16 protein-coding genes are annotated in these 19,262 nt (G+C 70.0%); 9 read left to right on the forward strand and 7 right to left on the reverse strand.

What is annotated here, in order from left to right; translation table 11 throughout:
* Positions 1-32 precede the first annotated feature (32 nt).
* Positions 33-1,031 (reverse strand): NADP-dependent oxidoreductase, encoded by a 999-nt coding sequence (locus ACFWXC_RS04080; RefSeq protein ID WP_384472683.1) that lies wholly within the window; start codon positions 1,029-1,031, stop codon positions 33-35.
* 90 nt (positions 1,032-1,121) lie between these two features.
* Between ACFWXC_RS04080 and ACFWXC_RS04085 the strand changes: the two genes are divergently transcribed.
* Positions 1,122-1,571, forward strand: a complete 450-nt coding sequence (locus tag ACFWXC_RS04085; protein ID WP_351692062.1) for a MarR family transcriptional regulator — start codon at positions 1,122-1,124, stop codon at positions 1,569-1,571.
* A gap of 41 nt (positions 1,572-1,612) precedes the next feature.
* Here ACFWXC_RS04085 and ACFWXC_RS04090 read toward each other — a convergent pair whose 3' ends face one another.
* Positions 1,613-2,086 carry a carboxymuconolactone decarboxylase family protein gene (locus ACFWXC_RS04090; protein WP_384472687.1) on the reverse strand — a complete coding sequence of 158 codons (474 nt, stop codon included), beginning with the start codon at positions 2,084-2,086 and terminating at the stop codon, positions 1,613-1,615.
* 133 nt (positions 2,087-2,219) lie between these two features.
* Positions 2,220-3,047 (reverse strand): hypothetical protein, encoded by an 828-nt coding sequence (locus ACFWXC_RS04095; RefSeq protein ID WP_384472690.1) that lies wholly within the window; start codon positions 3,045-3,047, stop codon positions 2,220-2,222.
* Positions 3,048-3,248: 201 nt separating this feature from the next.
* Here ACFWXC_RS04095 and ACFWXC_RS04100 point away from each other — a divergent pair, with 201 nt between their 5' ends.
* The 8 genes from ACFWXC_RS04100 to ACFWXC_RS04135 all read left to right on the forward strand — a co-directional run bounded on the left by ACFWXC_RS04100 (position 3,249) and on the right by ACFWXC_RS04135 (position 13,718).
* Complete coding sequence (locus tag ACFWXC_RS04100) at positions 3,249-4,406, forward strand: mandelate racemase/muconate lactonizing enzyme family protein (RefSeq protein WP_384472693.1); 1,158 nt, start codon at positions 3,249-3,251, stop codon at positions 4,404-4,406.
* Positions 4,403-5,407: a zinc-binding dehydrogenase gene (locus tag ACFWXC_RS04105; protein ID WP_384472696.1), complete on the forward strand. Its 1,005-nt coding sequence runs from the start codon at positions 4,403-4,405 to the stop codon at positions 5,405-5,407. The genes ACFWXC_RS04100 and ACFWXC_RS04105 overlap by 4 nt, the downstream gene beginning before the upstream one ends.
* Positions 5,408-5,519: 112 nt before the next feature.
* Positions 5,520-6,497, forward strand: a complete 978-nt coding sequence (locus tag ACFWXC_RS04110) for a hypothetical protein (RefSeq protein ID WP_384472699.1) — start codon at positions 5,520-5,522, stop codon at positions 6,495-6,497.
* 143 nt (positions 6,498-6,640) lie between these two features.
* Positions 6,641-7,750, forward strand: coding sequence for a multiple monosaccharide ABC transporter substrate-binding protein (chvE, locus tag ACFWXC_RS04115; protein WP_384472702.1), 1,110 nt, complete (start codon positions 6,641-6,643; stop codon positions 7,748-7,750).
* 32 nt (positions 7,751-7,782) lie between these two features.
* Positions 7,783-9,333, forward strand: coding sequence for a multiple monosaccharide ABC transporter ATP-binding protein (gene mmsA, locus ACFWXC_RS04120; protein WP_384472705.1), 1,551 nt, complete (start codon positions 7,783-7,785; stop codon positions 9,331-9,333).
* A complete protein-coding gene (mmsB, locus tag ACFWXC_RS04125; RefSeq protein ID WP_384472708.1) occupies positions 9,330-10,574 on the forward strand; it encodes a multiple monosaccharide ABC transporter permease in 1,245 nt (414 codons plus the stop codon). The genes mmsA and mmsB overlap by 4 nt, the downstream gene beginning before the upstream one ends.
* A gap of 53 nt (positions 10,575-10,627) precedes the next feature.
* Positions 10,628-11,782, forward strand: coding sequence for an aldose epimerase family protein (locus ACFWXC_RS04130; RefSeq protein WP_384472711.1), 1,155 nt, complete (start codon positions 10,628-10,630; stop codon positions 11,780-11,782).
* 256 nt (positions 11,783-12,038) lie between these two features.
* A complete protein-coding gene (locus ACFWXC_RS04135; protein WP_384472713.1) occupies positions 12,039-13,718 on the forward strand; it encodes a pyridoxal phosphate-dependent aminotransferase in 1,680 nt (559 codons plus the stop codon).
* 88 nt (positions 13,719-13,806) lie between these two features.
* Here ACFWXC_RS04135 and ACFWXC_RS04140 read toward each other — a convergent pair whose 3' ends face one another.
* From ACFWXC_RS04140 to ACFWXC_RS04155, 4 genes are all read right to left on the reverse strand, one after another.
* Complete coding sequence (locus ACFWXC_RS04140) at positions 13,807-15,426, reverse strand: methyltransferase (protein ID WP_384472716.1); 1,620 nt, start codon at positions 15,424-15,426, stop codon at positions 13,807-13,809.
* 56 nt (positions 15,427-15,482) lie between these two features.
* Positions 15,483-16,643 (reverse strand): 4-hydroxybenzoate 3-monooxygenase, encoded by a 1,161-nt coding sequence (locus tag ACFWXC_RS04145; RefSeq protein ID WP_384472719.1) that lies wholly within the window; start codon positions 16,641-16,643, stop codon positions 15,483-15,485.
* 296 nt (positions 16,644-16,939) lie between these two features.
* Positions 16,940-17,860 carry a UTP--glucose-1-phosphate uridylyltransferase gene (locus tag ACFWXC_RS04150; protein ID WP_384472721.1) on the reverse strand — a complete coding sequence of 307 codons (921 nt, stop codon included), beginning with the start codon at positions 17,858-17,860 and terminating at the stop codon, positions 16,940-16,942.
* A gap of 164 nt (positions 17,861-18,024) precedes the next feature.
* On the reverse strand, positions 18,025-19,257 hold the full coding sequence (locus ACFWXC_RS04155; RefSeq protein ID WP_384472724.1) for a CaiB/BaiF CoA transferase family protein: 1,233 nt from the start codon (positions 19,255-19,257) through the stop codon (positions 18,025-18,027).
* Positions 19,258-19,262 lie beyond the last annotated feature (5 nt).

The following is a 19,262-nucleotide window of genomic DNA, read 5'->3' on the forward strand; positions in this document are numbered from 1 at the left end:
CAACGACGGATCTCAGTCGTTCGTCACGCCGGTCAGAGCTTTACGATCATCTTCCCGGTGTTGTCGCCGCGCAGGACCCCGAGGAACGCCTCCAGGTTGTTCTCGATGCCCTCGACGACCGTCTCGCGGTACTTCAGCTGCCCGGCGGCCACCCACGGGCCGACCTCGGAGACGAACTGCGGCTGCAGGTCGTAGTGGTCGCCGACCAGGAAGCCCTCGATCCGGCCGCGGGTCTGGATGAGACGGGCGAGGTTCTTCGGGCCGGGGACGGGCTCGGTGCTGTTGTAGACGGAGATCATGCCGCAGACGGCGATCCGGCCGTCCCGGTTCAGCTGGCCGATGGCCGCCTCCAGGTGGTCGCCGCCGACGTTGTCGAAGTAGACGTCGACGCCGTCCGGGGCGGCCGCGCGCAGCTGCTCGGCGACCGGGCCGTTCTTGTAGTTGAAGGCCGCGTCGAAGCCGTACTCCTCGACCAGCAGCTTGACCTTGTCGTCGGAGCCGGCCGAGCCGATCACCCGCGAGGCGCCCTTGAGCTTGGCGATCTGGCCGACCTGGCTGCCGACGGCGCCGGCCGCGCCGGACACGAAGACGGAGTCGCCCTCCTTGAAGGAGGCGGTGCGCAGCAGGCCCGCGTAGGCGGTGAGGCCGGTCATGCCGAGGACGCCGAGGTACGTCGACAGGGGCGCCGCCGCCGCGTCGACCTTGACCGCGTTCTTCGCGTCCATGACCGCGTACTCGCGCCAGCCGAAGAAGTGCAGGACGTGGTCGCCGGCCGTGATGCCCTCGGCGTTCGACTCGACGACCTCGCCGACCGCGCCGCCCTGCATGACCTTGCCGAGCTCGAAGGGGGCGGCGTACGACTTGGCGGCACTCATTCGGCCGCGCATGTACGGGTCGACGGAGAGGTACTTGTTCCGCACGAGCACCTGCCCCTCACCCGGCGTCGGGACCTCCGCCTCGACCAGGGCGAAGTCCTCGGGCTTCGGCCAGCCGACGGGACGGCTCAGCAGGTGCCACTCGCGGTTGATCATGACGTGCGCCTTTCCTAATTACTTCAGTACCTGAAACAACCATGCTCCTTAATATTTCAGGATGTCAAGTAACCGGGTACTCTTGGGCGCATGTCGTCCTCACAGTCCAGTCCAGCGAAGACCCAGCGCCCCGACGCCCTGACCTTCGAGGTCGTCGAGCTGATCGGGGATGTCGTGGCCCGTTTCTACGCGGACTACGAGGAGGCGGCCGGCGAGCACGCGCTCACCGGGGCGCAGGCGCGCCTGCTCAGCCTGCTCTCGCTGGAGCCGCTGCCGATGCGGAAGCTGGCACAGAAGCTGAAGTGCGAGCCGTCGAACGTGACGGGGATCGTGGACCGGCTGGAGGCGCGGGGGCTCGCTGAGCGGCGGCCCGACCCGGCCGACCGCCGGGTGAAGCTGGCCGCGGCGACGGACGAGGGCCGACGGGTCGCCCGCGAGCTGCGCGACGGGTTGCGCTTCGCGCGGGAGCCGCTGGCGGGGCTGTCGGACGCGGAGCGGCTGTCGCTGCGGGATCTGCTGCGGCGGATGCTGGACGCGTAGGGGGCCGCCGCCGAGGCCGGCGGCGGCAGCCCCTCGGACGGTTACGCGAACTGGCCGGGGCGGTAGTCGCCCGCCGGCTGCTGGAAGATGACGTTCAGCCGGTTGTAGGCGTTGATCAGGGCGATCGTCGCCACCAGCGCGATGAGTTCCTCTTCGGTGTAGTGCTTGGCCGCGTTCGCCCACACCTCGTCGGGGACCCCGCCCGCCGCGTCGGCGGTCCGGGTGCCCTGCTCGGCCAGCTCCAGCGCGGCGCGCTCGGCGTCGGTGAACACGGTCGCCTCGCGCCAGGCGCCGACCATGAGGAGGCGCTGCTGGGTCTCGCCGGCGGCGGCCGCGTCCTTGGTGTGCATGTCGAGGCAGAAACCGCAGCCGTTGATCTGGCTGGCGCGGATCTTGACCAGCTCCAGGGTGGCGGCGGGGATCGACGTCTCCGCGGCGGCCTTGCCCGCACCGTTGAACGCCTTGATCAGCTTGTTGGCGGTGGGGCTGGCGAAGAGGTTCAGACGGGCTTCCATGGTGTGTTCCTCCGTTGGGTTCAGCGGGATACACACCTATGACGGAACGGGTTCTGCGGATGTGACACGGTGACCGAAGATTTGCCGGGTTTGCTTCGGCAGACCTTCGGGCGTGCCTCGGCGGGCGCTTCTTCTAGCTGCACCACCACAGGAACCGCGTGCACGAGTGGCTCTCCGACGGGGTCGGGGTCGGGTTCGATGTCGTCGGGTTCGCCGTCGGTGTCGAGGCCGCCGTGGAGGTCGGTGCCGCCGTCGGCGTCCTCGTCGCCGTGCCCGCCGTCGCCGACTGGGCCGACGTGTCCTTCGGGGACGCCGACGGCGACTCCGACTCCTTGTCCTTCGACGTGGAGGGGGACGGAGAGGCGGAAGGGTCGGCCGAGGCGGAGCTCGCCGTGCCGGACGCGCCGGACGTGTCGCCCAGGGGCTCGGCCGTCGTACCCGGGGAGGACGTCGACGTACCGCCGTCGGCGGTGTCGCCGCCCGCCGAGGCCGGGCCGGGGCTCGTGAACGGCATGGCGTCCGTGCCGAGTTCGGCGAGGCTCAGGCCGCCCGCCGCCAGGACGCACGCCGCGCTCACGAGCAGGATCCTGCGGCGCCGCCGGCGATGGGCCGCGGCCTTGCGGTCGCGACGGCTCCCGTCGGCCCCGGACGGCTCCTCGCCATCCTCGGCGAGGTTCTCGGCGGCTCGCCCCCGGCTCCGGCCGCCACGCCCGCGCGCCGCCCGCCGCCGGTCCGCCCGGCCACCCGTCAGGGGCTCGTCGCCCTCGTCGTCGTAACCGTCGTCGGCCGCGGGTGCGTCCTCGCGGTACTCCGTCTCCGGGTACGGGGCCTCACCGGCCGTGGCCGGGTCGGGGGCGGCCGCTTCCCGCGCGGACGCGCGTAGCGTTTCGGCCGGAGCGCCGCACCCAGGACAGGCGAGGGCGCCATTGAGGTGCCGTCGGCACGGGTGGCAGTAGTCCATGACGCGGGAAGACTAAGTTCCCCACCGGTCACTTAACCACCCGGCCCTGTGAAGGTTCTGTGGGGGACCGAAAAACCTGTCGAAAGCCTTGTCGAAACCGTTACCCGTTCGACCCATTGACACCCCGACCGCCCCATCCTTACTGTCACGCCAGCATTTCGAACGCGTGACGAAATCTCGAACAGCTGAGGGGCAACTGCCGTGCGCATCACCGGAATCAGCACACACGTGGTCGGGACGCCGTGGCGCAACCTGACGTACGTCCAGGTGCACACCGACGAAGGGATCACGGGAGTCGGCGAGACCCGGATGCTCGGTCACACCGACGCGCTGATCGGCTATCTGCGGGAGGCCGAGGCCAATCACATTCTCGGTTCGGACCCGTTCGCAGTGGAAGACCTCGTACGCCGGATGAAGTACGGCGACTACGGCCGGGCGGGCGAGATCGTCATGTCCGGCATCGCCGTGATCGAGATGGCCTGCTGGGACATCAAGGGCAAGGCGCTGGGCGTGCCGGTGTGGCAGCTGCTCGGCGGGAAGGTCACCGACAAGGTCAAGGCGTACGCCAACGGCTGGTACACGACCGAGCGGACGCCCGAGGCGTACCACAAGGCCGCCCAGGGGGTGATCGAGCGCGGGTACAAGGCGCTGAAGATCGACCCGTTCGGGACCGGGCACTTCGAGCTGGACCACGAGCAGACGCTGTACTCCGTGTCGCTGATCGAGGCCGTGCGAGACGCCATCGGGCCGGACGCCGAGCTGATGCTGGAGATGCACGGGCGGTTCTCGCCGGCGACGGCCGTCCGGCTCGCGCGCGAACTGGCGCCCTTCAAGCCGGCCTGGCTGGAGGAGCCCTGCCCGCCGGAGAACCTGAAGGCGTTGGAGAAGGTCGCCGCCAAGGTGGACATCCCGGTCGCCACCGGTGAGCGCATCCACGACCGGATCGAGTTCCGCGAGCTCTTCGAGAGCCAGGCCGTGGACATCATCCAGCCGGACGTCGGCCACATCGGCGGCATCTGGGAGACGCGGAAGCTGGCCGCCACCGCCGAGACGCACTACGTGCTGGTCGCGCCGCACAACGTCGGCGGGTCCGTGCTGACCGCCGCCTCCCTCCAGGTCGGGTTCACCTCCCCGAACTTCAAGATCCTGGAGCACTTCAACGACTTCGCCGACGCCGACATCAAGAAGGTGGTCAAGGGCGCGCCGCAGGTCGTCGACGGGTACTTCCACCTGTCCGACGCGCCCGGCCTCGGGGTGGAGTTCGACGCCGACGCCGCCGCCGAGTTCCCGCAGCAGCAGGCCCGCTTCGACCTCTGGGCCGACGGCTGGGAGCAGCGCAAGCCCAAGGGGACCCAGTGAGCTCCCAGGTCGTCGTCGAGTCGCCGGGCGTCCACCGGGTCGAGGAGCACACGCCCCGCGAGCCCGGTCCGGGCGAGGCGCTGGTCGCCGTGCACGCGGTCGGGATTTGCGGTAGCGACCGCGAGGTGTACCAGGGGAACCGGCCCGAGGGGTACGTCCGCTACCCGCTGACGCCCGGCCACGAGTGGTCGGGGACCGTCTCCCGGGTGGGGGCCGGGGTGCCTGCCTCGCTCGTCGGGCGCAAGGTCGTCGGCGAGGGGTTCCGGAACTGCCAGGTGTGCGACCGGTGCCACGCCGGTGAGACCACGCTGTGCACGAACGGGTACGAGGAGACCGGGTTCACCCAGCCGGGCGCCATGGCCGCCACCCTCACCCTGCCGGCCCGGCTGCTGCACCCGCTGCCGGACGACGCCGATCTGACCGCCGCCGCCCTCCTCGAACCCGCCGCCTGTATCGCGGCGGCCGCGCTGAAGGGCAACGCGCAGCCGGGTGAGCGGGTCGCGGTGGTCGGCACCGGGACGCTCGGGATGTTCGCCGTGCAGTTCCTGAGGGCGATCTCGCCGGGCGAGCTGCTGGTGGTCGGGACCCGGAACGACCGGGAGGAGCTCTCCCGGCAGTTCGGGGCGACCGACTTCCGCACCAAGGACCAGAAGCTCCCCGACGACTTCGACGTGGTCATCGAGACGGCCGGGTCCGCGTCCGCCGCGCGCACCGCCGCCGCCCTGCTCCGGCGTGGCGGGCGCCTGGTCCTGACCGGTATCCCGGCCGCCGGCGCCGAGGGCCTGGACCCGACCGACCTCGTCGTACGGCAGCTGGAGGTGCACACCGTCTTCGGGGCGCCGCCGGACGCCTGGGCGCACACGGTGCGGGTCTTCGGGGCCAGACTTCTCGACCCGCTGCCGCTGGTCACGCACGAGCTGCCGCTGACCGGGTTCCCGCAGGCCATCGAGCTGGTGGGAGCCGGCGATCCGAAGGTGGGCAAGGTGCTGCTCCGCCCCTAGTCGTACGCCGGCCGCGGCGTGACCTGACCTCGCCGTGGCCGGCGTACCACCAAGCCTTCCGCTACCCCGAGCCGCGAACCTCGTCCGAAATACCGAACAAGAAGGACAGCTTGTGACGACCGACGCTTCCGTTACGGCGGCCCGCCGACCCGGTGAGCAGGCGCTCACCGCACTCGGACTGGGCGCGCCCGCTCTCGACCCCGCCGACGCCTCCGCCCACACCTTCCCGGGCGGCGGCAAGTGGCGCACCGAGATCCCCTCCTGCGAGGGTCCCGAGGCGCTGGCCGTCGTCCTGAAGGAGTCCTCGCGGCTGGACGTGCCGATCCACCGGATCAGCCAGGGCAGCGGTGTGTGGATGCTCACCGACGCCGAGATCACCGAGATGGTCGAGGCGACGAACGAGCGGGACATCGAGCTGTGCCTGTTCACCGGTCCGCGCGGCACCTGGGACATCGGCGGCTCGGTGCGCTCCGACTCGCGGGGAGCCGGACTGCGCGCACGCGGCCACGACGCCGTCGCCGGATGCGTCGAAGACGCGGTACGGGCGACGGAGCTGGGCGTCAAGTGCCTGCTCGTCGCCGACGAGGGCGTGCTCTGGACGCTGCACCGGGCCCGGCAGGCGGGGATCATCCCGGCCGACACCACGCTGAAGGTGTCCGCGCTCGTCGGGCCGGTCAACCCGGCCTCGTACTCCGTCTTCGAGCACCTCGGCGCCGACTCCGTCAACGTGCCCAGCGATCTGACGCTCGATCACCTCACGGAGATCCGCCGGGTGTCCGGCGCTCCCATGGACATGTACATCGAGGCCCCCGACGACCTCGGCGGCTACGTCCGGATGTACGAGGTCGCCGAGCTGATCCGGCGCGGCGCACCGATCTATCTGAAGTTCGGCCTGTCCAGGGCTCCCGGTATCTACCCGTGGGGCACCCATCTGCGGGACGTGACCCTGGACACCGCGCGGGAGCGGGTGCGGCGGGGGCGGCTCGCCCTGGATCTGCTCGCCCGGCACGGCGCGGACGGCGACATGGCCCCGCTCGGCTCCCGGCTGCCGGGAGTTCTCCACCGCTTCCCCACCGAAGTCTCCGCCTGATGCCCGACAGGGACTGCGGGCTGTCCGTGACCGGTCGCGCCCACCCGGCGCGGCCGCGGACCGGCACAGCCCCGCGCCCCTTCGGGGTGCTGCACCGAACTCTCTTACCCCTCTCAACGACGAGAAGAACAGGGACCGACACCATGCGCACTCGTAGAAGCGCCCTCACCCTCATAGCCGGGGCCGCCTCCCTCGCTCTCACCCTGTCCGCCTGCGGGCAGAGCGGCGAGGGCGGCAGCAAGGACGACGGCGGCAGCGTCAAGGGCGCCACCATCGGCATCGCCATGCCCACCAAGTCCTCCGAGCGCTGGATCGCCGACGGCAAGAACGTCGTCAAGAACCTGGAGTCCAAGGGCTACAAGACCAAGCTGGTCTACGGCGAGGACGACCCGGACCAGCAGGTCTCGCAGATCGAGAACCTGATCACCCTGGGTGTCAAGGGCCTGATCGTCGCGGCCATCGACAACAAGTCCCTGAACAACGTGCTCCAGGAGGCCGCGGACGCGAACATCCCGGTCATCGCCTACGACCGGCTGATCCTCGGCACCAAGAACGTCGACTACTACGCGTCCTTCGACAACACCAAGGTCGGTGTCGAGCAGGGCACGTACATCGTGCACAAGCTGGGCCTGGACAGCGGCAAGAAGGGCCCGTTCAACATCGAGCTGTTCGCCGGCTCCAACGACGACAACAACACCAAGTACTTCTTCAACGGCGCGATGAGCGTGCTCCAGCCGTACATCGACAAGAAGCAGCTGGTGGTCAAGTCCGGGCAGACCGCGCTGAACAAGGTCACCACCCTGCGCTGGGACGGTGCGACCGCGCAGTCGCGCATGGAGGACATCCTCACCTCCTCCTACAAGTCCGGCAAGGTCGACGCGGTGCTCTCGCCCTACGACGGCATCTCCATCGGCGTCCTCGCCGCGCTGAAGTCGGACGGCTACGGCTCCAAGAGCCAGCCGCTGCCCGTCATCACAGGGCAGGACGCCGAGCTGGCCTCGGTGAAGTCGATCATCGCGGACGAGCAGACGCAGACCGTCTACAAGGACACCCGGGAGCTCGCCAAGGTCGCCGCGACCATGGTCGACGACGTGCTGAACAAGAAGACCCCCGAGACCAACGACACCAAGACGTACGACAACGGCTCCAAGGTCGTCCCCGCCTACCTGCTGCAGCCGGTGAGCGTCGACAAGAGCAACTACGAGGACGTCCTGGTCAAGGGCGGCTACTACACCGACGCCGAGCTCAAGTAACCGCCGCCCCCTACTGATTGGAAGGCACGACCATGGCGGGACCCGTCCTGGAAATGCGCTCGATCGTCAAGACCTTTCCCGGTGTCAAGGCGCTGTCGGACGTCAGCCTGACCGTCCGTCAGGGCGAGGTCCACGCCATCTGCGGGGAGAACGGCGCCGGCAAGTCGACCCTGATGAAGGTCCTCTCCGGCGTCCACCCGCACGGAACCTACGAGGGCGAGATCCTCTTCGAGGGGGAGCCCTGCAAGTTCGGTGACATCCGGGCCAGCGAGCAGCGCGGCATCGTGATCATCCACCAGGAGCTGGCGCTGTCGCCGTACCTCTCCCTGGCGGAGAACATCTTCCTCGGCAACGAACACGCCAAGGGCGGGTTCATCGACTGGCGGGAGACCCTGCGGCACGCCACGCAGCTGCTGCGCCGGGTCGGTCTCGAGGACCACCCGGAGACCCGCGTCGCCGACATCGGCGTGGGCAAGCAGCAGCTGGTGGAGATCGCCAAGGCGCTGTCGAAGAAGGTGAAGCTGCTCATCCTCGACGAGCCGACCGCGGCTCTGAACGACGAGGACAGCGGCAAACTCCTCGACCTGATCCTGGAGTTGAAGAGCCAAGGCATCACCGCGATCATCATCTCGCACAAGCTCAACGAGATCCGCCGGGTCGCCGACTCGGTGACGATCATCCGCGACGGCCACTCCATCGAGACCCTCGACGTGAAGTCGAAGGAGACGACGGAGGAGCGGATCATCGCCGGGATGGTGGGCCGCGACCTGGACCACCGCTTCCCCGAACGCACCGCGTACGAGGGCGAGAAGGACGCGGCGGCGGCCCTGGAGATCCGCAACTGGACCGTGCGGCACCCGATCGACCAGGAGCGCAAGGTCGTCGACGATGTGTCGATCAACGTCCGGCGCGGGGAGATCGTCGGCATCGCGGGCCTGATGGGCGCGGGCCGCACCGAACTCGCGATGAGCGTCTTCGGGCGGTCCTACGGCCGCTACGCGGGCGGCTCGGTCCTCAAGGACGGCACGGAGATCCGTACCAAGACGGTCGCCGAGGCCGTCGGCCACGGCATCGCGTACGTCACCGAGGACCGCAAGCACTACGGCCTCAACCTCATCGACACCATCAACCGCAACATCTCGCTGACCGCGCTGGACAAGGTCGCCAGGCGCGGGATCGTGGACGAGCACGAGGAGCGGCAGGCCTCCGAGGGCTATCGCAAGTCCATGAACATCAAGGCGCCGACCGTCTTCGAGCCGGTGGGGAAGCTGTCGGGCGGCAACCAGCAGAAGGTCGTCCTCAGCAAATGGATCTTCGCGGGCCCGGACGTACTGATCCTGGACGAACCGACCCGCGGGATCGACGTCGGCGCCAAGTACGAGATCTACACGGTCATCGACCAGCTCGCCGCCCAGGGCAACGCGGTCGTCTTCATCTCCTCCGAGCTGCCCGAACTGCTCGGCATGTGCGACCGCATCTACACCATGGCCGCGGGCCGTCTGACCGGTGAGGTGCCCCGGGCCGAGGCCACGCAGGAAGTGCTGATGCGCCATATGACGAAGGACAAAGAGGTATCGCGATGAGCACGGACGTCACCGCCAAGAGCCCGGCCCCCGCGCCGCCGGGCAAGAGCGGACCCACCGCCGACGGAGGCCTGCTCCGGCTGGTGCTGGACGGACTGCGCCGCAACATGCGCCAGTACGGCATGCTGATCGCGCTCGGACTGATCGTCGCCCTGTTCGCCGTCTGGACGGACGGAAACCTGCTGCTGCCGCGCAACGTCTCCAACCTGGTCCTCCAGAACAGCCACATCCTGATCCTCGCCATCGGCATGATGATGGTGATCATCGCCGGGCACATCGACCTGTCGGTCGGCTCGCTGACGGCGTTCGTCGGCTCCTTCGCCGCCGTACTGACGGTCACTCATCATGTGCCGTGGCCGCTGGCGTTGCTTCTCTGCCTGGCGATGGGCGCCGTCGCCGGAGCCGCACAGGGCGTGCTGATCGCCTACTTCGGCATACCCTCCTTCATCGTCACCCTCGCCGGGATGCTGCTCTTCCGCGGTCTGACCGAGATCCTGCTTCAGGGACAGACCCTCGGCCCGTTCCCGAACGGCCTGCAGAAGATGGGCAACGGCTTCCTGCCCGAGGTCGGCCCGGACACCAACTACCACAACATCACCCTGCTCCTCGGCATCGTGCTGATCGTCGCCGTGGTCTGGCAGGAGTTCCGCGACCGACGCCGCCAGCAGGAGTTCGCCCTGGAAGTGCCGCCCACCCGGCTCTTCCTGCTCAAGCTGGTCGCCCTGGGCTCCGCGCTGCTCGTCGTCACCATGCTGCTCGCCAGCTACAAGGGCGCCCCGATCGTGCTGATCATCCTGGGCGCACTGGTCGTCGGCTACGGCTATGTGATGCGCAACGCGGTCTTCGGCCGGCACATCTACGCGATCGGCGGCAACCTGCCGGCGGCCAAGCTGTCCGGCGTCAAGGACAAGAAGGTCACCTTCTACGTCTTCCTGAACATGGGCGTGCTCGCGGCCCTGGCCGGCCTGGTGGTAGCGGCCCGGCTGAACGCGGCCTCGCCGAAGGCGGGCGTGAGCTTCGAACTCGAAGCGATCGCCTCCTCGTTCATCGGTGGCGCGTCCATGAGCGGCGGTGTCGGTACCGTCCTCGGTGCGATCATCGGCGGTCTGGTCCTCGGCGTGCTGAACAACGGCATGAACCTCCTCAGCGTCGGCACCGACTGGCAACAGGTCATCAAGGGCATCGCCCTCCTGGTGGCGGTCGGATTCGACGTGTGGAACAAGCGCAAGTCCGGTTCGTAGTCAGCTCGGGCCCCGCCGGAAGGCGGGGCCCCTCCTATTTGCAGGAGCCGCACATGGAACTGAACAGACGCACGGTCATCGCAGGAGCCGCAGCGGCGGGCATCGCCGCCACCACCCTCGGCACAGGCACGGCCGAGGCCTCCTCAGGAGGCAGGAAGCCTGTGAAGGAGTCCTTCGGCAAGCTCGCCGACGGCACGAAGATCTACCGCTGGTCGCTGGAGAACGGCGGCACCCGGCTGAAGGTCCTCAACTGGGGCGGTGTCGTCCAGAGCCTGGAGATCCCGGACCGGCGCGGCCGCTACGCCAACGTCTCCCTGGGCTTCGACAACATCGACGACTACGTCGCCAAGACCCCGTACTTCGGCGCCCTCATCGGCCGCTACGGCAACCGCATCGCCAACGGCCGGTTCACCCTCGACGGCAAGTCCTACCAGCTCTCCGTCAACGACGGCGTGAACAGCCTGCACGGCGGCACCCAGGGCTTCGACAAGCACGTCTGGGACGTCGAGCCGTTCACCAAGGGCTCGGACGTCGGCCTCGTCCTGCACTACACCAGCATCGACGGCGAGATGGGCTACCCGGGCACGCTCAAGGCGAAGGTGACGTACACCCTCACCAAGCGCGGCGAGTGGGTCATCGACTACGAGGCCACCACCGACAAGGCCACGGTCGTCAACCTCACCAGCCACGTCTACTGGAACCTCGCCGGCGAGGGCAGCGGCACGATCGAGGACCACGAGCTCACGATCGCCGCGGGCCGCTACACGCCGACCGACTCGGGGCTGATCCCCACGGGCGAGCTGGCCAAGGTCTCCGGTACGCCCTTCGACTTCCGCGAGACGAAGACGATCGGCCGGGACATCCGCGCCGGGCACGTCCAGCAGGTGCAGGCCAAGGGGTACGACCACAACTGGGCGCTGGACAAGGGCATCACGGCCAAGCCGGAGCATGTCGCCACGCTGCGGGAGCCGCGGTCGGGCCGGGCGCTGAAGATCGCGACCGACCAGCCGGGGCTCCAGTTCTACTCCGGGAACTTCCTCGACGGGACGCTGACAGGGACGGGCGGGCGGACCTACCGCCAGGGTGACGCGCTGTGCCTGGAGACGCAGCACTTCCCCGACGCACCGAACCACGCGAACTTCGCGTCGACGGTGCTTCGTCCTGGGCAGACCTATAAGTCCCGGACGATTCACAGTTTCGGGGCCTGAGACAGCGTGGGCGCGGCCGGTAAGGGGCTGGTCGCGCCCACGCGGCGGAGCCGCATATCGGCACAGCCCCGCGCCCCTGGACGGGGCGCTGCACCACCCGGTTCCAAGAAGAAACGTAAACTCACACTTTTTTCACACGGGTTGAACAGCGGTACACACGCCTCCGTACTCAAGGGTGGCCCGTGCTCCCCCGCGCGGGCCACCCAAGACGACGGGCCCGGTCGTCCCCACCGGGCCCGCCTCATACGGAGGTTCAATGGCCGGCAACGTCACCTCGTTGTTCCGCAGCGGTGCGCACAGCCCGTCGATGGCGGCGCTGACCCGTGAAGGGGGCGAGGGTGCCGGTCCCGTTGACTTCTGCATTCCCTGCAATCCGTACTTTCCCACCCCGGCGATGATGGAAACGATGGCGTCCAGACTCAAGGACATCATCACGTTCTATCCGAGCAGCGCCGACACCATCACCGCCGAGCTGTGCCAGCTCCTCCAGCTCCCGCCGCAGGCCGTCGCCATGGGCAACGGCTCCACCGAGCTGATCACCTGGATCGACCACCTGCTGGTCCGCGAGTCCCTCGCCATCCCCGTCCCCACCTTCGGCCGCTGGACCGACCAGCCGATGGAGACCGGCAAGCGCGTCGACATGTTCCCGCTCCAGGAGTCCAACGGCTTCGCCCTCGACCTCGCGCAGTACGCCGAGTTCATACGCAAGCGGGGCACCCGGGTCGCCGTCATCTGCAACCCCAACAACCCCGACGGCGGCTTCCTCCACAAGCAGGCGCTGGTGCAGTTCATGGACGCCATGGCCGACCTGGACCTGATCGTCATCGACGAGTCGTTCCTGGAGTTCGCCGACGCCGAGGCCGAGCCCAGCGTCGTCCAGGAGGCGATGCTCCGGCCGAACGTCATCGTGCTGCGCAGCCTCGGCAAGAACTTCGGTCTGCACGGCATCCGGTTCGGCTACATGGTCGCCAACCCCTCGCTGGCCGGCAAGGTCCGCTCGATGCTGCCGAAGTGGAACCTCAACGCGTTCGCCGAGTACGTCGTCTTCATGCTCAAGGAGCACGGCGCCGAGTACGCGCAGAGCCTGCTCCAGGTCCGCAAGGACCGGCTGGAGATGGCCAGCCAGCTCTCCGTCCTGCCGGGTCTGACCGTCTATCCCTCGCAGGGCAACTTCCTCTTCGTGCGCCTGCCCGTCGGCGCCGAGGGCACGGTGGTCCGGGACCGGATGCTCACCGAGCACCGCATCCTGGTCCGCGAGTGCGGAAACAAGATCGGTTCGTCCAGCCGCTTCCTGAGGCTCGTGGTGCGCCCCGAGGTGGACGTGCGTCGCCTGGTGTCCGCCATGGAGCAGGTGCTCTACGGGTCCAGGAGGGGAGTCGCCGTGCCCGAGCTGGGCAATGGGACCAGCTACAGCTCGGGTACGGCGGCGGTGGACCGGCTGGTGAGCGAGACCAACGGGGCGGGCATGCAGCTCGCGCAGGCCGTTGGCATGGGGCCCGTCCCCGGTCTGACCGCGGCGCCGGCCATGGGGCCGGGTCTCGCCGCCGCTCCCGCCGCCGGTGTCGGCATGCCGCTCCCCGTCGCCGCGCAGCAGGGTGGCGTCGGGATGCCGATGCCGGCGGCAGCGCCCGTCATGCAGCAGCCTCAGCCGATGGTGGCCCAGATGCAGGTGCCCATGCAGGCGCCGATGCAGGTACCACCGATGCAGCCGCCGATGCAGGCGCAGCCGATGCAGATGCCCATGCAGGCCCCGGCGCCCGCTCCGGCCGGGCCCACCCCGACCGGGGTTCCGGCGCGGGGTGGGCTGACCGCCGCGCAGGTGCGGGGGATGACGGCGCCGGCGCCTCCGCCGCCTGGACTGGCCCCGGCGCCGGCCACGGGGTGGCCCAACGCGCAGAGCTGGCCCAACGCGGCGGGGATGGGGCAGGCCGGGTAGGCGCCGTACGGGGTGCGGTGCGAGATCGGGTGCGGCGCCGTCGTGGCTGATCGCGCAGTTCCCCGCGCCCCTTACGGGGCGCTGACCCTTACGGGGCGCTGGCCCTTACCGCGTGCAGCAGTGAGGCTCCCAACGGCAAGGCGTGGCACGCCACCTGCTTGAAGCCGGACTCCTCCAGCAAGTGTCGGTAGTGGGACTCCTCTCGTTCCCGGCCGCCCACGTTGCACAGCATGTGGAGGTCCCAGGCCGCTGCCGTGCTGGCGGGCAACAGGCGTTCCACCAGCAGCAGTTCGGCGCCCGGGCGCATGGCCCGGGCGCATCGGGTCAGGATGGTGCGGCAGCGTTCGTCGTCCCAGTCGTGCAGGACGCGGGACAGGAGGTAGACGTCGCCGTCCTCCGGGACGGACTCCGTGAAGTCGCCGGTGACGAAGGTGCAGCGGGCGGTGAGGTCGGCCAGGTGGATACGGGCCGCCTCCAGTGCCTCGGGTCGCTCCAGGAGGACTCCCTCGACATGGCCGTGGGCCCGCAGTACCCGGCCGAGCAGCGCGCCGTTGCCGCCGCCCACGTCCACCACGCGCCGTACGCCGGAGAAGTCGACCAGGTCGGGGACCGGCGTGAACATCTCCGCGCTCGCGGCCATCGCCCGGTGGAAGAGGTCGCCGAGTTCGGGGTGTGCGGCGAAGTAGGGGAAGTGGTGCTGTCCGTAGCGGTGGGCGAAAGCTTCCTGCCCGGTGCGTACGGCGTACGTCAGGCCGGCGAAGGAGTCGTAGAACGGGCCGCCGTACAGCAGCGCGAGGGGGTGCAGGGAGAACTCGGTGCCGGTGTGCAGGGGCTCGCCGAGGGCGGTGAGGTGGTAGGTGCCGTCGGCCGAGGCGGTCAGCAGGCCCAGGGTGGCCAGGTAGCGCAGGAGCCGGCGCAGGGCGTCCGGATCGGTGCCGGTGTGGTCCGCGAGGGTGTCGGCGTCGAGGCCCGGCCGGGCGGCGAGGTGGTCGGCGATGCGGAGTTCGGCCATGGTGCGGACGGCCTGGGTGGCCCAGGCGCCGGTCAGCACGCCGAGGAGGGAGAGGGTCGCGTCCGGCACCGGGTCGTGGCGGCCGGGGAGGCGCAGTTCGAAGCGGCGGTGGTGGGCGGTGCGGAAGTAGAGGACGGTGACGTTCTCGTGTTGGTTGTAGCCGCCGCCGTCCGGGACCGCGCCGGCGCGTTCGGTCAGCAGGGTGCGCAGTCCCGCCGGGATCACCCGTCCCGGTGCGGTGACGGCGAACGCGTGGTGGGACTCGTGGCCGGCGGCGCGTTCGTCGGCGGCGACCGTCTCCAGCGGGGAGCCGGGCGGCACGGGCAGCGCGAAGATCTCCACGGTGCGCCCGGCGACGGGCACGTGCACGATCCCGACCGGGCTGTCGGCGACGGCCGAGCCGTAGCGCCGGGCCAGCCGTCCGCGGACCACCACGCTCGGTGTGACGGGTCCCGGTTCCAGCCCGGCGCGCCGCAGTTCGCCGGGGAGGGCGTCGAGGGAGGCGGGGAAGACCAGCACGGCGGTGTGGTCGTAGACGAGATGGCGGCAGACGTCGGCCCGCTCCTCGACCGTCAGGTCGGGCAGCAGGTCGGCGAGGACCCGGTCGGTGTCGTGGTCGCGGACGTGGCCGGCCGCGTGCCGGATCCGTTCCAGGTCGGTTTCCGTCAGACATGCTTGAACGACGGAGAGGTTCATGAAGGGTTCCCGTTGATCGTGGGTGGGGAGAAACCGGGGGTTGTGGGTCCCGGGGGTCAGATGCCGGTGTAGTTCTCGGCGAAGAAGTCCTGGTGGGAGCGGGAGGTGCGGAGGCTCTCCAGGCGCGCGTACTGCAGCGACCGCCCGTAGCAGGCCGTGTCGTCGTCGCCGTCGGGGCCGTGCAGCAGGGTGCTCATCCACTGCGAGAACTCGTGGGCGTGCCAGATCCGGGACAGGCAGTCACCGGCGTACCGGGCGAGGCCGGTGCCGTCGCCGCGCAGCAGCGCCGCCTCCAGGGCCCGGGCGAGCGACTCCGCTTGCAGGATCGCGAGGTTGGCGCCCTTGGCCGCCGAGGGGCTGATGAGCCCGGCGGAGTCGCCGGCCAGCCACAGCCGGCCGGCGCCCAGGGTCTCCAGTACGTCGGAGCGCAGGTCGACGAGCGTCTTCTCCAGGACGGCGCCCTCGCGCAGCGGTCCGAACTCGGCGGTCCGCATCCGGGTCGCGAGCTCCGTCCAGATCCGGTCCTCGCTCCACTCGGCGGGGTCGGTGCCGCGCGGGCATTGGAGGTAGTACCGGGTGACGGAGGCGGTGCGGGCCATGTGGCCGGCGAACCCCCGCTCGTGCAGGGCGTATCCGACGGCGGACAGGCTGGGCGGGGCCGCGACCAGTACGGCCAGCCAGGAGACGCCGTGGTCCCAGCGGGCGGTCCGGGTGCCGTGGGCCGTCAGGGCGGCGCGGCCGATGCCCCGGTGTCCGTCGCATCCGGCGACGTACCGCCCGGTGACGTCCGTGCCGCCGCGCATCCGCACCCGGCCGTCGGTGACCTCCTCGGCCTCGGCGCCGAACCGGATCTCCCCGCCGCGCCGCAGGTACTCGGCGACCAGGTCCCGTACGAGTTCCTGCTGGGGGTAGACGGTGTGCGGCTCGCCGAGGCCCAGCTTTCCGTAGTCCAGGGTGAATTCGCCCTGGTCGCTGCGGAACAGGCAGGTCGTGTGGGTCTGCCCGCGGGCGAGCAGGCCGGCCGCCAGGCCGTTCTCCGTCAGGATCCGCACCGAGTGGGGGGCGAGGAAACCGGCCCTGGCCCGGCCCTCCACCGCTGCCCGGTCGCGCCGCTCCAGGATCAGGCAGTCGACACCGCGGTCCAGGAGCAGATTCCCCAGCACGAGCCCTGCCGGTCCAGCGCCGACGATCACCACACCGACCTGTGCTGTTGTCATACCCCGCCCCCGAAGATTCCTTTTGGCCAGGAGGTTTCATATCAGCCGGATCCTGGATACAGGCGGCCAAAGGGGGTTGAAGCGGGATGATTAGCCCGAAAGGGTTGCCCAGGGCGACGAGAGCCGAGAGGCCGGGGCAAACGACACGGTGCCCGTCCGCATCATGCGGACGGGCACCGGATGGAGCGCCGGGCAGGCCTTGCACCTGCATTTCCCCGCAGGAAGCGGGGCGTCTTTCCTTGGACCACCAACGCACTACCAGCCACCAGGTTCTGCGGCGACCGGCTCTGAGAAGATCATACCGTATCCGGCGCGTCCTCCAGCTCCTCGTCGAGCCCGCGGACCAGGCCGCGCAGGACGGGTCCGTACTCGGGGTGGGAGAGGGCGAAGGCCATCTGGGCGACGAGGTAGTCGGCCGGGTTGCCGGTGTCGTACCAGCGGCCCTGGATGACCTGCCCGTACACGGCCCGGCTGGCGGCGTAGGCGTTGATGGCGTCGGTCAGGTACACCTCGCCGGTGCGGTGCTCGTACCAGCGGCGGGTCTGTTCGCGCAGTTCGTCGATGATGCCGGGGGTGATGACGTAACCGCCGATGGCCGCGTACGGGGACGGTGCGTCGGCCGGCGCGGGCTTCTCGACCAGGCCGGTGATGCGCAGCTGGCCGTCGCCGAGGTCCTCCTTGACTATGGGCACGCCGTAGCGCTGGGAGTCGGCGGGGTCCATCGGCAGCAGGGCCAGCACCGGGCAGCCGGTCTGCTCGTAGGCGCGGATCAGCTGCTGGGAGCGGGGGACGTCGGCGACGAACACGTCGTCCGGCCAGAGCACCAGGACGGGCTCGTCGCCGAAGGAGCGGGCGGCGTTCAGCACGGGCGTGCCGTTGCCGTACGGGCCGTACTGGTCGAGGTAGGTGATGTGACCTCGGCGGGCCAGCTCGGCGACCTCCTCGACGGCGTCCGCGTAGGCGGTCTTCCCGTCGGCGCGCAGCTGCTCCACGAGCCCGGGGTTGGGCCGGAAGTGGTCCTGGATCAGGCTCTTGCCGCCCGAGACGACGATGGTGATGTCGGTGATGCCGGAGACCACCAGCTCCCGCACGGTGTGCTCGATCACCGGTTTGTCGCCGACCGGGAGCATCTCCTTCGGCGTGGCCTTCGTCAGCGGCAGCAGACGGGAGCCGAGTCCGGCGGCGGGGATCACGGCCCTGCGGATCGTCGGGGGCATCAGGTCTCTCTCGGTCGGACGGCACGGGGTACACCGACGCTATCAACGGGCCCCGTGCCGTCCGGTGAACGCCGACCGGCCGTAGTCCTTCGTCCAGACGATTTCCGGGCGAAGCAGAGATGAAGGGAGAGTGACGTCCCGGCCGGCCTCCTGCGCCGCCGTGCTCAGCGCGGCGGCTGCGTCTCCGTGGCCTCGGGGACCGCTCCCCGGGCATGCAGGTCGGCGATCTCGGCGGGGCCGAAGCCCAGCTCGGCGAGGATCTCGTCGTTGTGCTCGCCCAGGTCCGGCGCCCGTCTCGCCGGCACCTTCGGCACCCCTCGCAGGTTGACCGGGCTGCTGACGGTCTCCGCCAGCCCGCTGACCCCCTCCAGCGGGACGACGATGTCGTTCTCGCGCAGCTGCGGGTCCCGCGCGGCCTCTTCCGGTGTCTGGATGAGGCTGTAGGTGATGCGTTCCCGGTCCAGCGCGTCCTTCCAGTGGGCGAAGGGCCGCGAGCGGAACGCGGTGTCGAGCAGCTCGGCCAGTGCGGAGGCGTGCCGGATCAGACCCTCCAGGTCGGCGAAGCGGGGGTCCTCCAGCAGTTCGGGGTGTCCGACGGCGCGTGCGAGCCCCTGCCAGCGCGCGGGTGAGGCGACCAGCATGAGCCATTCGCCGTCCGCGGTCCGGTAGGGGTTGTTCAGCGGGTTCGCCGGGGCCTTCCGGTCGTGCAGCTCGAAGGGTGTGCCGTCGGCGAGGGCGCCGGCCACCAGGGTTCCGGTGGCCCAGACGCCCGTGGCGAGCAGGGACGTCCCGACGTTGGCCCCCTGTCCGGTCCGCTCGCGGCGGTAGAGGGCGGTCGTGATCGCCGCGTAGATGGCGATCGCCGTCGTGTAGTCGCCGCTGCCCCAGACCGGGACGGTCGGCGGGGCGCCCGCGTCGCGGGTGGAGGCCAGCAGGCCGCTGCGGGACCAGAAGGCGGTCAGGTCGAAGCCCGGCTGCCGGGCGTCGGGGCCGGTGTCCCCGAAGCCGGTGAGGTCGGCGTAGACGACCCGCGGGTTCCAGCCCGCGACCTCCTCGTAGCCGAGGTGCAGCTTCTCGCGGGTGCCGTGCGGGAAGTTGGTGATCACCACGTCGGCCCACTCGACGAGCCGCTTGAGGACCTCGACGGCCGACGGCGACTTCAGGTCCAGCACCATGCCCCGCTTGTTGCGGTTGGCGAGGTGCCAGCTGTAGTTCGCCTTCGCCCGCGGGCTGGGCGGCACGGAACTCAGCCGCCGCTGGGGGTCGCCCATCCCCGGCGGCTCGATCTTGATGACGTCCGCTCCGAAGTCGGAGAGCACGGTGGCCGCGGCCGGTGCCGCGATGAACGAGGACGCGTCGAGGACCTTCAGGCCGGTGAAGACGGATTCCGTGGTCATCGTCA

It is taken from the genome of Streptomyces sp. NPDC058683 (assembly GCF_042716195.1).
In the GTDB taxonomy this organism is placed as follows: domain Bacteria; phylum Actinomycetota; class Actinomycetes; order Streptomycetales; family Streptomycetaceae; genus Streptomyces.

Excerpts from the sequence above, each read along its gene's own strand:
- ACFWXC_RS04080 (WP_384472683.1), bottom strand. The coding sequence starts at position 1,031 with ATGATCAACCGCGAGTGGCACCTGCTGAGCCGTCCCGTCGGCTGGCCG.
- ACFWXC_RS04085 (WP_351692062.1), top strand. The coding sequence starts at position 1,122 with ATGTCGTCCTCACAGTCCAGTCCAGCGAAGACCCAGCGCCCCGACGCC.
- ACFWXC_RS04090 (WP_384472687.1), bottom strand. The coding sequence starts at position 2,086 with ATGGAAGCCCGTCTGAACCTCTTCGCCAGCCCCACCGCCAACAAGCTG.
- ACFWXC_RS04095 (WP_384472690.1), bottom strand. The coding sequence starts at position 3,047 with ATGGACTACTGCCACCCGTGCCGACGGCACCTCAATGGCGCCCTCGCC.
- chvE (WP_384472702.1), top strand. The coding sequence starts at position 6,641 with ATGCGCACTCGTAGAAGCGCCCTCACCCTCATAGCCGGGGCCGCCTCC.
- mmsA (WP_384472705.1), top strand. The coding sequence starts at position 7,783 with ATGGCGGGACCCGTCCTGGAAATGCGCTCGATCGTCAAGACCTTTCCC.
- mmsB (WP_384472708.1), top strand. The coding sequence starts at position 9,330 with ATGAGCACGGACGTCACCGCCAAGAGCCCGGCCCCCGCGCCGCCGGGC.
- ACFWXC_RS04130 (WP_384472711.1), top strand. The coding sequence starts at position 10,628 with ATGGAACTGAACAGACGCACGGTCATCGCAGGAGCCGCAGCGGCGGGC.
- ACFWXC_RS04135 (WP_384472713.1), top strand. The coding sequence starts at position 12,039 with ATGGCCGGCAACGTCACCTCGTTGTTCCGCAGCGGTGCGCACAGCCCG.
- ACFWXC_RS04140 (WP_384472716.1), bottom strand. The coding sequence starts at position 15,426 with ATGAACCTCTCCGTCGTTCAAGCATGTCTGACGGAAACCGACCTGGAA.
- ACFWXC_RS04145 (WP_384472719.1), bottom strand. The coding sequence starts at position 16,643 with ATGACAACAGCACAGGTCGGTGTGGTGATCGTCGGCGCTGGACCGGCA.
- ACFWXC_RS04150 (WP_384472721.1), bottom strand. The coding sequence starts at position 17,860 with ATGCCCCCGACGATCCGCAGGGCCGTGATCCCCGCCGCCGGACTCGGC.
- ACFWXC_RS04155 (WP_384472724.1), bottom strand. The coding sequence starts at position 19,257 with ATGACCACGGAATCCGTCTTCACCGGCCTGAAGGTCCTCGACGCGTCC.